The organism is Microvirga roseola, from assembly GCF_020866965.1.
Classification (GTDB): domain Bacteria; phylum Pseudomonadota; class Alphaproteobacteria; order Rhizobiales; family Beijerinckiaceae; genus Microvirga; species Microvirga roseola.
On the sequence record NZ_JAJATX010000024.1, the window covers coordinates 42,232 to 52,852 of the forward strand.

The following is a 10,621-nucleotide window of genomic DNA, read 5'->3' on the forward strand; positions in this document are numbered from 1 at the left end:
TCCAGTTGGGCTTCAGGCTGCGCCAGCCTTCACGGCTTATGACGTGAGGCGGCTCGGCTTGAGCTGGCCGCTCTGCTCCAGGAGCGAATGGCCCGTCGACGCAATATGAGCCTCGATTCGCTTCAGGTCGCGGACAATGTCGAGCTGGAGGGCGCTGGTGTCACCCATCGCCTTGCCCGAGCGCAGTTGCTCAAGATGCCTCTGCGTGACCGTACGCTCCAGATCGCGGAAGCGCTCTTTCTCTGAGACGAGCCTGCGTGCCGAGCTGATATCCTGGAACATGAGCACGGAAGCCGCGAGCCGCAGGTGCTCGAGCAGCTTGACATGCATGTTGGTGATATCGTCGAGACTGTCTTTCGGCAGGCGCAGATGGTTCTTGATGCGCTTGGCGGCAAGTTCCATCAGGTTTTTGTCGATGATGTCGCCCACATGTTCCAGATTGATGGCGAAGGCCAGGATATCTGACAGGCGCTTGGCCTCCGCCTCATTCAGGGATTCATGGTTGATGGAGCTCAAGTAGCGGCGGATCGCGCTGAAGAGGCGGTCCAGCACGTCGTCCGTACGGCTGACCGCATCAACGCGGCTGATATCGTCCTCCCGAAACAGGTCCTGGGAATTGCGCAGCATCGTTTCGACCGTGTCCACCATCCGCAGGACCTCGCGGGCTGCGTTGGACAGGGCCACGGAAGGTGTATCGAGAGCATCCTTATCCAGATATTGCGGCATGCCGGGATCCGAGGCTCGGACCTTCTCTGGGAAGAGCTTGAGGAGGAGCTTCGCGATCCAGGGCAGCGGCAGGATGAAGACCGCAGCCAGAACGACGTTGAAGATCGTGTGGAAATTGGCAGCGAGGCGCGCCGGATTCGGGTCGATCAGCGCCACGAGGTTCAGGATCGGATCGATCAGCGGCAACGCCACAGCACAACCGATCACGCGCGTCGCAAGGTTTCCAAACGGCACCCGGATCTTGGCCGGATCGCCACCCATTGCCTCAAGGAACGGATTGAACGAGCTGCCCAGGTTGGCTCCTAGCACCATCGCCAGGGCTGCAGGAGCGCCGATGACGCCAACAGACGTCAGGGACATGATCAGCAGCAGCGCTGCGACGCTGGAATGGGCAAGCCAGGCGAACAGAGCCGCAAGCCCTACGAGAATCAGGGGATCGGAGGCGATCGCCCTCAGCACATCCCGGAGCACTACCGAGGATTCGATCTGATGGATGGTCTCGCTCAAGAGATGGAGCGACAACAGCATGAGGCCTAGCCCGATGGCCACGCGCCCGAGATCCTTGACGCGGCTCGATTTGCCCCTTCGGAAGGCGATATAGCCGCCGAAGATCAGGAACGGGAAGATCAGGGTGATGTCGAAGGACAGGACCTGTACGATAAGGGTCGTGCCCACATTGGCCCCGAGCATCACGGCAAGTGCCGGAACGAGATCGACAGCTCCGCCTGCCGTGAATGACGCCACCATCAGGGCCGTGGCCGTGCTGCTCTGGAGCACGGTGGTGACGCCGAGCCCCGCAAGGAAGGCTCTGAAGCGCGTCTTCAGGCCCATGCCGAGAAACCAGCGCAGATCGCTGCCGAAGGCACGCTGCACCCCACTGTTGACCATGTTTATGCCCCACAGAAGCAGGGCAATCTCGCCAAGGAGATGGATCAGGACAGCGGTGGCAGACATTCATTCCTCAAGGTTGGTGTGGGGCGCAAACCTCCTGCTTAGTTCTCTTGGAGCGATCCGGCAATAAGGTTGCCGGCTAATCATACAAAAAGCCAGACAATTTAGTCCTCCAACCGTCGCAGTCTCTCCACGAAACCTTCGAGAAAGCTTGGTGAGCGAGACAGGAGTTAACGAACAGTTAACGCACGTGGTGCCAAAGAGATGTCATTACCCGTCCATGGAGATCAGCAGTCAGATGGGGCTGGGCCGACGCCTCACATGCTGGGGCGCCCTCTCCTGTTCGAGATTGCGGAACTGGACCGCCCTGAGCCTGACGTCGTCTATCGCTGGATCGTGTCCTTTTCCATTGCCGACGCTGCACGCCTCATCTTCGAGCTGAAAGAGAGTTCGGAACGGCTTCCAGCAGGATTTCACGCCGAGGGCAGTTGCTACGAACTTTTGGAGAACGGCGCACCCTGCGAGTTCTGCCGCTGGCACTTCGGCCCGGATACGGCCCGGAACACAATTGTCGCTATTGTGGAAGGCTACGTGCAGAGAAACCTACGGCTCCGGCCTGCCCGCCAGTTTCTCGAACGTGCGGGTAGTGTAAATCCACGTTACACAACAACTTCTCTGTGCTCTCTTTCGTCCTTCGGGCAAGAAATTCTGAATCTCTTCCGGCCGCACTAGGATTTAAGGCACAGTTGAAGATTGGATACACCTGTCGCCGATTTGACTACTCCTTACGCATGTCTCAATCCCCTTAATGACGTCTGCTCTTTTGCAGATACGGGATAGAGGATGGAGGGAACTTTCAAACCTCAACAAAAACACTCTCTCAAATCAAAGCAGAGTACTTAACCCCAAGGGCAGCGAGGACGCGCGAGATGGGTTTGGACGATCCATTTCCTATCGAAAAATGCTCTGGTCGTGTACGAGGCGCGATTCTGGCGGAGTTCCATGGACGCTGCCCGACCATTCGAGAAGTCGCCAGCATCTCCGACGCGCAATGGCTGACCGTGCCGAATATCGGGCCGACTACTCTGGAGGAGTTGCGTAATATCGTGCTGCATCCACCGAATGGGCATGATCCCCAGCCGCAGGCCGGTATGCAGGACAACGAATTACTGTCCAGGCTCAACCGTCTGCAGCGGGAGTTCAATCTCGTCGCAGCCGAAATTCGCTCGCGGCTGAATCCGGAAGCCATAAGGAGGCGTACCCGGAAGCCGTTGGACTGAGCCTCAGACAGTAAAGGACAGTACGGCGCGGGTCCCGGCATGCAGTGGGTCGAACGCGATTTCCGATTGCAGGTTGGATGCCATTGCCCGTACGATCCTGCTGCCGAGCCCGCTTCCCTGCACGGGGCCATCCCCCTTCCAGCCGATACCGTCGTCCTCGACGATCAGGAATACGCGCTCGCTCGAAGCGGACAGTTCCACCCTAATTTCGCCCGATGCGCCCTCCGGATAGGCGTACTTGAATGCATTCGTCACGAGTTCAGTCACGATCACGCCGAGGGAAACGGCCTTGTCCGTGGGAATGGGGACTGCCTGGGCCTTCAGGATGATGCGATGTCCTCGCCCCGCAGCCTGCATGGCGCCTTCGAGCTCCTCGACAAGGCCCTCAAGGTAGGTTTCCATCTCAACGAATCGGACATCGTTGGAGGTGTAAAGGCGCCGGTGAATCTGGGCGATGGCGGCGATGCGGCTCTGCGTCTCCGACAGGGCATCCTGGGCTGCTGGATCGGACGTGATCGCGCGCTGCTGCATCGCGACGAGAGAACCGACGAGTTGCAGGCTGTTCGCCACACGGTGATTGACCTCGCGAAGCAGCATCTCGGCGCGCTCACGCGCCTCGCGCATTTCGCGCTCCGCCTCCTCCTTCTCGCGACGGAGTTTCGCCGCAGCGAGAGCCTGCTCGGCTGCCGTCTTCAGCAGGTCGAGAAAGACCCCGCCCACATCCTTGATGACATAGTCAGCTGCGCCTGCCTTTAGGGCCGCAACAGCGATCCTTCCCTCGTCCGCTCCCGTGACATAGATGACGGGCGGCGGTTCGGCGAATGCCTGGAGTTCGGCCAAAACCTGCAGCCCCTCCTTGCCGGGCATGAAGTGGTCCAGGGCCACGACATCGAACCGATCCGATGCGAGCTGCGCGAGCCCCTCGTCCCCGCTCAAGGCATGACTGACGACAAAGCCATGGCGCGACAGGGTGCGTTCCACAAGACGCCCAAGGCCTGGATCATCGTCGATATAGAGAAGCCGGATCGGCTGGGTCGCGGACACGTCCTCGCTCACGTCGTTTGGGGTATCTGAATGACCGAGAGGAAGAGCCCAAGCTGGCGGATGGCCTGCGAAAACGGTTCGTACTCCACGGGCTTGGTGATGTAGACATTGGCGCCGAGGTCGTAGCAGCGCTGCACCTCACGCTGATCGTCCGTGGTTGTGAGCACCACCACGGGTGCGCGTTTGAGCTTTTCGTCGCCCTTCAGCCGGATCAGGATATCGACGCCGCTCATGTCCGGCAGGTTGAGATCAAGGAGAACCAGGAAAGGGCCGGCATTGCGCACATCCTCGCTGAACAGGTGCTCGATGGCGCTGGTCCCGCTGGCGAAGGTTCTGATCTCATTGCAGACGCCGGCGCGCCGGATGTTCTTCTTGATCAGGCGAGCATGCCCTTCGTCGTCTTCGACCATAATGATGGTCACGGGCTGTTGTTGGGGCATTATGCGGCCTCCGAACTCATACTGACATACTTGGGAAGAGTGACGGTGAAGACTGAGCCTTCCCCCAATTTCGAAGAAACCGTAATTGTTCCGCCGAGCCGTCGCACGAGAGCTCGGACGTGGGCAAGTCCGATGCCTTCTCCCGGCTGATCCTGCGCGCCGGAGCGCCGGAACAGATCGAAGATCCTGTCGAAGTCCTTTGGATCGATGCCCCGGCCATTGTCCTCGACCTCGTAGCGGACAAACGGACCGGCTTCGCTCCCTCGCACGAAGATGCGGCCCGGTCGGTCAGGGCCGAGATACTTGACGGCATTATCGAGGAGATTGCCGAACACCTGCTCTATGGCGAGACGATCGCTGACAAGGTCCGGAACATCCTCGATCATCAGCTCCACACCGCGCTCGCTCAGCTGATGGGCGAGACTCTGGCGTTGTGCCTCAAGCACCTGCCGCATCGAAAGGTTCTCGGGAGCGAGGACGCGTCGCCCCTCTCGCGAGAGCCTGAGAATGGCGTTGATGAGCTTGTCCATCTTCACCGTCGATGTTCGGATGAAGCCTATGGCCTCGGCGAGGTCGGTTTCAACCACGTTTCGGGTCTCGGACGATATGAGCTCGGGATGGCTCTGGGCGACCTTTCGGTAGAAACTCTCGATTTCCGCCTGGGCAGTCTCGAGTTCGCTCGTGAAACCCATGACGTTGACGAGCGGAGCGCGCAGGTCATGGCTGACGATATAGGCGAAGCGCTGGATTTCCTCATTGGCCTCGTCGAGCTCCCCCACCCTCTCCGCAAGAACGGCGGCAAGCCGGCGGGTCTCCGATTCCGTGCGAAGGGCGTGCTCGCGGCTCGCCCTCAACTCCTCCTGGACCTGTTTCAGGTCATGAATATCGGTGCAGGTCCCGAACCAGCGGGTGATCCGGCCCTGCTCATCCCGCACAGGCTGGGCGCGCCCGAGTACCCAGCGGTATTCCCCGGAGCGGTGCCGCAGTCGGTATTCGATATGATACGGCTCGCCTGTCGCGAGGGAATGCAGCCACATGCTCCGGGCCCGGTCTCTGTCGTCTGGATGAAGAATGCCATTCCAAGCCTGCCCATCTGTAGAGCCTTCCGGTGCACCGGTAAATTCGTACCAGCGCTGATTGAAGTAGTCATGGAAGCCGTCCGGCCGGGTAGCCCAGATCAGCTGATCGATGGAATTCGCGATCGCCCGGAACCGCTCCTCGCTTTCCCGCAAGGCGGCTTCGACGCGACGCCGCTCCTCCAGTTCGCGTTGGGCCGCCTGGAACAGGCGGGCATTATCGACCGCAATGGCGGCCTGTGCAGCGATACCCAGCAGCAGCGTCTCGTGCTCGGGCCGGAACACCCCGGGCTCCGCATGCCCGAAGAAAAGTCCGCCGATCACCTCCCCAGAGCGCGAGGTTACGGGCACCGCCAGATAGCTGCGGACCGGCAGGTGGCCCTCGGGCATTCCGTTATAGGGCCCGCTCCTACCATAGCGAGGATCCTGCAGGATATCATCGGAGCGTATGACCCCCTCTCCCCGGAAGGTCGGCTGGAAGACGGCTGTCGCCCGCGGCATCGGGAACCGGGAAAATGCCTCCCGCGGCACGCCCGACAGCGAATAGAGCATGTAGCTCTCTCCTCTGTCGTTGAGCGTGTTGTAGAAGAAAGCCCCGAATTGGGCGCCGGTCAGCTCAACCCCGGCATCGGTCACCGCCTGCACAATCCGGTCGAGATCGAGTTCGGCGGCAATGGAGGCGCCTGTGCGGTTGAGAACCGCGAGATTGCGCGTTTCGGTGCGCAGCGCCTCCTCGGCCCGGCGCGTCTCGGTAATGTCGACATTCACACCGATCATCCCAAGAAATTCACCACTGGGCCCGAAGCGAGGCTGCGCATTTGTCTGGACGATCCGGTACTCCCCGTCGGAGCGCCGGAACCGGGCCTCGACAGTGAAGCCCGTCTGAGTCTGCATGGCGTGGCTGAGCGCATCGTAGAGCACTGCTTGATCATCCGGGTAGATGGTCGTGCCCCAGTCGAAGCCGGCCACATCCTCAGACTCGACGCCCCAGAATTCGCGTTGAGCCCGGTTAAGGTAGACGCACTTTCCGTTCTGGTCGCCCATCCACAGCATGACAGGAGCGCGCTCGGCCACCAGTCGGAAGCGCTCCTCACTCTCACGCAAAGCTTCCTCGGTTGTCTTCCGGTCCGTGATGTCGATGACGACACCGACGGCCTTGGTTGGGGCGCCCTCCGAATTGAGCTGCAGCTCGGCCCTCAGCAGGAGCCACCGGATCGAGCCGTCCGGCCAGACGTAGCGGAATTCCTGCTCGATATACCGCTCACCGCGAGCGACTGCCTTCTGGGCGGCCGTCAACAGACGATCTCGCTCCCCCGGATAGTACCCCGCCCGGATCTCCGCGGTGCTGGGTTGGGAAGCCGCCGGAAAACCGAGCAGCTGGTTCAGTTCCGGCGAGCTAACGATGGTATCCGTGGCCGCATCGATTTCCCAGGTGGCCATGCGTCCGGCCTCAACCGCGAGACGGAGGCGGGCCTCGCTAGCCCGGAAAGCCTCTACAGCGCGCCTTTGCTCGGTCACGTCGTGGCCCTGGACAAAGATTCCGGACACCGTTCCATCGTTCGCCCGGATCGGCTGGTAGACAAAATCGACGTAGTGCTCGTCCGAAGCGGATTCCTGTTCCTGCCCGAGAAGAATACGGATGCCCCGACCGACGAAGGGCTGACCGGAGCTGTAGACGCGGTCGAGCAGTTCGATAAAGCCTTGTCCAACCACCTCCGGCAGTGCCTCCCGGACAGTCTTGCCGATGATATCTTGACGGCCGACCAGCCGGAAATAGGCGGCATTGGCCATGGTGAAGACATGTTGCGGGCCACTAAGGGCGGCCATGAAGCCGGGCGCCTGTTCGAAAAGTCCTCTTAGGTGTTCCTGCTCCTCCTTCAGAGCCTCGTTCGCCTCCTGAACGGCCTTGGCCCGGCGCAGCACGTCGGTTTCGATCAAGGCGACATGACCGGAGGGATACGAGCTTTGAGCCAGAACACGCAGACGCTGCAGCTCGGTGACATCGACCGTATGCTGAAGAATGAAGACGAACTCCCCGGATCTATTGAAAAGCGGCGTGTGGGTAGTGCTCCAATAGCGCTCCTCAAAGCCCTGCCCTCCGGGCAGAGGGATATCGTATTGAATGAGAGGCAGATGATCGCTCGTCTTTTCTCGGACGACCCGCTCGAGCGATGCCCGCAACTTCCGGTAGCTGGCAGAGTCCGGATCGCTCGGAAAAGCGTCAAACATGTTGCGTCCGACAAGCTCAGAACGCTCCCTCATAGTCGCCCGGAGATAGGCGTCGTTCATTCCGACGATGACGAAGAACGGGTCCAGAAGGACATATGGATTGGGTGATGAGCTAAAGAGGGCTTCAAAGTCTATGATCTTCAATGCTTTACGCCGACCGCCAGCCGGCCCCTCTCTCACGTGGAAGGTATAGCTTGCCGATAATTAGGTCACTCTGGACCCGCCGCCATGGCCTGTGCATAAGGAGGCTAAGATGTAGCACAAGTGCCACAGCTCCTCCGAGCCGGAACATGAGGCATTGTTGCGGAGTTGGCAGGTGCAGCCAGCTTGACCCATGACCGACTTGTCCTTCATCGCCGGCGATACGAGCCCTGGGCCGCACTGCCCAAGCAATTCCGATCCGACGGACCGGCTTCGCTTGCCTATCATCCGACCGGGCCTGAACTGCTGGCGGATTTCACAGGCCGACAGGGCGGCTGTTCTCATCGATGGGGCGGAGTACTTCGCTAGATTGGAAGCCGCTCTGCGGTCTGCACAGGACTCGATCATGATTATCGGGTGGGATTTTGACGGCAGCATCCGCCTTCGCCCGGATGAGGACCCCGAGATATCGCCTCCCTTGGGACCGCTCCTCCGCTCGCTCGTCGAGGAGCGGCCTCACCTCGAAATCCGCATTCTCGTCTGGAGTATCGCTGTGGTGCATGCTCCCGGAGCCACTAGGCCGCTCATCTTTGGCGCCGATTGGCAGAACCATCCGCGCGTTCACGTCAAGCTCGACACCCATCACCCGATTTACGCCGCCCACCATCAGAAAATTGTCTGTATCGACGATACGCTGGCCTTCGTGGGCGGCATGGACCTGACGGTGGAGCGCTGGGATACCCCACACCACGCGGCAGCCGCCCCTCTCAGGCGTAGGGACAACGGCAGCCCCTATGAGCCCGTTCACGATGTTCAGATGGTCGTTGACGGGCTGGCGGCACGCGCCATTGCCGAACTGGCCTGGACCCGCTGGAAAGCTGCTACCGGAGAAGAGCGTCTGCCGGTGGAATCCTCTGCCAGCGCACCCTGGCCCTGCGATCTGACACCGGACTTTGCTCCGGTCCCGATCGGGATCGCCCGCACGTTCCCTGCCTGGGGCGATCAGCGGGCCGTCAGAGAGGTCGCCGCCCTGACCGCCGACGCGCTCGCCGCAGCACGGCGGTCCATCTACATCGAGGCCCAATACATGACGACGAATTTCGTGGGGGATATCCTGGCGCGGCACCTCGCCGATCCCGGTGGTCCGGAAATCATCGTCCTGATGACCCTCGAGTCGCATGGCATGGTCGAGCAACTCGTCATGGGCAGCAATCGCGACCGGCTGATCCGCCGGCTCAGGATGGAGGACCGCTTCGACAGGCTACGTGTCTATTATCCGGTCGTCCCGCGGTCGGATGGCGGCGAATGTCAGGTTCTGATCCATTCCAAGGTTATTATCGTGGACGATACGTTCCTGCGGGTCGGCTCCTCGAACCTCAACAACCGCTCGATGGGACTCGACACTGAATGCGACCTCGCCATTGAGGGAGAGGACGACCGAACGCGCCGCGCCATTCTGAAACTGCGGGACAGGCTGTTGGCCGAGCATCTCGACGCAAGCCCAGAAAGGGTTGCGGAGATCATCGCGGAAGAGGACGGCTCCCTCATTCACGCGATCGAGCGCCTAAACAACCATCCGCGCGGCCTGCGCACTTTTCAAGCCATGTCCGACGATGGGCCGACGCAGCCGGCCTTCGGGACGCGCCTCCTTGACCCACAGGAACCCTTCGAGCCGTTCTGGTTCCTGCGACGGGACCACCGTAAATAGTTCACGCCTTCGCGCCTTCTCCGTCCAGAGCCGGGTGAGCTTGGCCTCTCCCCCCGGTAGACCAGTTCGGACGTCAGGAGCAGAAGACTGCCGAGCACAAGGGGGAAGAGGAAGTAGACGAAGCGGAACACGAGCAGAGGGCCGATCAGGTCCTGCTGCGGCAGCAGGTACATGACCACGCTCTCGATAACTCCGAGGCCTCCCGGCACGTGGCTGACGAGGGCCGTAGCATTGGCGATGACATAGACGGACGCCACGCCGCCATAAGGAACATCCGCCACCGCCGCGAGCGTCTGGTGCAGGCAGGCCGCCACGAAGGCGAAATTGAATGAGCCGATAACCACCTGCCCTATAGCAAGCCGCAAAGGCGGAGGCTCAAGCGTCCAGCGCCGGATCCGGAGCGGCCTGTTTACGAATGCAGCCATGAGAAGATAGAGCGCTGGCAGCGCAAGGCAGAGGCTGCCCAGTGTAAGGATCACAGGCCGCGTGAGGCCTGTGATCTCCTGGGCGAGACCGGAGCGGAACAGGAGCGCCGTCCCTCCGAGAACCATGAGGCCGAGCCCCACGGTGATCCCGCAGAACACGATCAACTTGGCAACTTGCCCGGCCCCCAAACCCCAACGGCTGTAGAAACGGTAGCGCACCGCGCCGCTGCTCAAGGCTGCGAACCCGATATTGTGGCCGAGTGACAGGGCCGTGAAAGACGCCAGGGCAGCCTTGCGGTAGGCCAGAGGATTGCCGACATAGTGCAAGGCCAGATAGTCGAAGCCGGTCAGGCAGAGATAGCTCGCAGCGGCGAAGCCAACGGCGCCGAGAAGGTTCGAGACCGGGACAGCCATCACGGCCTGGACAAGCTGGTCGAAGTTGTAGCCGCTCAGGGTGCGATAGAGCAGAAATCCTGCGAGTCCGATGACCGCAACGGCGATCATTGATCTCCAGATCTTCCGCATGAACGCTCCTCTTTCGCCGACCGCGTCAGGTTGCCAGGGCCGTCAGAGGGATAAACGCCCGAACGTGGCCGTCGGTCCCAGCGGCGGCCTGCTCAGTGCCTGTTTGAGAATGTCGCAGAGGGTCGGATTGGGGTAA

General features: G+C 61.1%; 8 protein-coding genes. 3 read left to right on the plus strand and 5 right to left on the minus strand.

The annotated features are described in order from the left end of the window. Window positions 1–36: 36 nt before the first annotated feature. Window positions 37–1,680, minus strand: coding sequence for a Na/Pi cotransporter family protein (locus LG661_RS14720; protein ID WP_230532652.1), 1,644 nt, complete (start codon window positions 1,678–1,680; stop codon window positions 37–39). Window positions 1,681–1,938: 258 nt separating this feature from the next. Between LG661_RS14720 and LG661_RS14725 the strand changes: the two genes are divergently transcribed. Both LG661_RS14725 and LG661_RS14730 read left to right on the plus strand, forming a co-directional pair. Continuing rightward, window positions 1,939–2,349 (plus strand): hypothetical protein, encoded by a 411-nt coding sequence (locus LG661_RS14725; protein ID WP_230532653.1) that lies wholly within the window; start codon window positions 1,939–1,941, stop codon window positions 2,347–2,349. Window positions 2,350–2,546: 197 nt separating this feature from the next. Further along, the gene (locus LG661_RS14730) at window positions 2,547–2,897 is read left to right on the plus strand and encodes a hypothetical protein (protein ID WP_230532654.1); all 351 of its coding nucleotides are present in this window, start codon (window positions 2,547–2,549) and stop codon (window positions 2,895–2,897) included. Between the two features lie 3 nt (window positions 2,898–2,900). Here the strand turns inward: LG661_RS14730 and LG661_RS14735 are convergent, their stop codons facing one another. From LG661_RS14735 to LG661_RS14745, 3 genes are read right to left on the minus strand one after another with little or no spacing between them, the layout of a single operon-like run. Further along, entirely contained in the window at window positions 2,901–3,941 is a 1,041-nt protein-coding gene (locus LG661_RS14735) for a histidine kinase dimerization/phosphoacceptor domain -containing protein (RefSeq protein ID WP_407666719.1), read from the minus strand. A gap of 8 nt (window positions 3,942–3,949) precedes the next feature. Then, entirely contained in the window at window positions 3,950–4,381 is a 432-nt protein-coding gene (locus tag LG661_RS14740; protein ID WP_230532656.1) for a response regulator, read from the minus strand. Continuing rightward, window positions 4,381–7,866 (minus strand): PAS domain S-box protein, encoded by a 3,486-nt coding sequence (locus LG661_RS14745; RefSeq protein WP_230532657.1) that lies wholly within the window; start codon window positions 7,864–7,866, stop codon window positions 4,381–4,383. Before LG661_RS14745 ends, LG661_RS14740 begins: the two co-directional genes overlap by 1 nt. Before the next feature lie 367 nt (window positions 7,867–8,233). Here LG661_RS14745 and LG661_RS14750 point away from each other — a divergent pair, with 367 nt between their 5' ends. Further along, on the plus strand, window positions 8,234–9,535 hold the full coding sequence (locus LG661_RS14750) for a phospholipase D-like domain-containing protein (RefSeq protein ID WP_230532658.1): 1,302 nt from the start codon (window positions 8,234–8,236) through the stop codon (window positions 9,533–9,535). Here the strand turns inward: LG661_RS14750 and LG661_RS14755 are convergent. Then, window positions 9,424–10,485, minus strand: a complete 1,062-nt coding sequence (locus LG661_RS14755) for a putative bifunctional lysylphosphatidylglycerol flippase/synthetase (protein WP_230532659.1) — start codon at window positions 10,483–10,485, stop codon at window positions 9,424–9,426. The genes LG661_RS14750 and LG661_RS14755 overlap by 112 nt on opposite strands. Window positions 10,486–10,621: the final 136 nt, after the last annotated feature.

What these genes read in the sequence shown, in the direction of transcription:
- LG661_RS14720 (WP_230532652.1), bottom strand. Translation starts at nt 1,680, where the DNA reads ATGTCTGCCACCGCTGTCCTGATCCATCTCCTTGGCGAGATTGCCCTG.
- LG661_RS14725 (WP_230532653.1), top strand. Translation starts at nt 1,939, where the DNA reads ATGCTGGGGCGCCCTCTCCTGTTCGAGATTGCGGAACTGGACCGCCCT.
- LG661_RS14730 (WP_230532654.1), top strand. Translation starts at nt 2,547, where the DNA reads ATGGGTTTGGACGATCCATTTCCTATCGAAAAATGCTCTGGTCGTGTA.
- LG661_RS14740 (WP_230532656.1), bottom strand. Translation starts at nt 4,381, where the DNA reads ATGCCCCAACAACAGCCCGTGACCATCATTATGGTCGAAGACGACGAA.
- LG661_RS14750 (WP_230532658.1), top strand. Translation starts at nt 8,234, where the DNA reads ATGATTATCGGGTGGGATTTTGACGGCAGCATCCGCCTTCGCCCGGAT.
- LG661_RS14755 (WP_230532659.1), bottom strand. Translation starts at nt 10,485, where the DNA reads ATGCGGAAGATCTGGAGATCAATGATCGCCGTTGCGGTCATCGGACTC.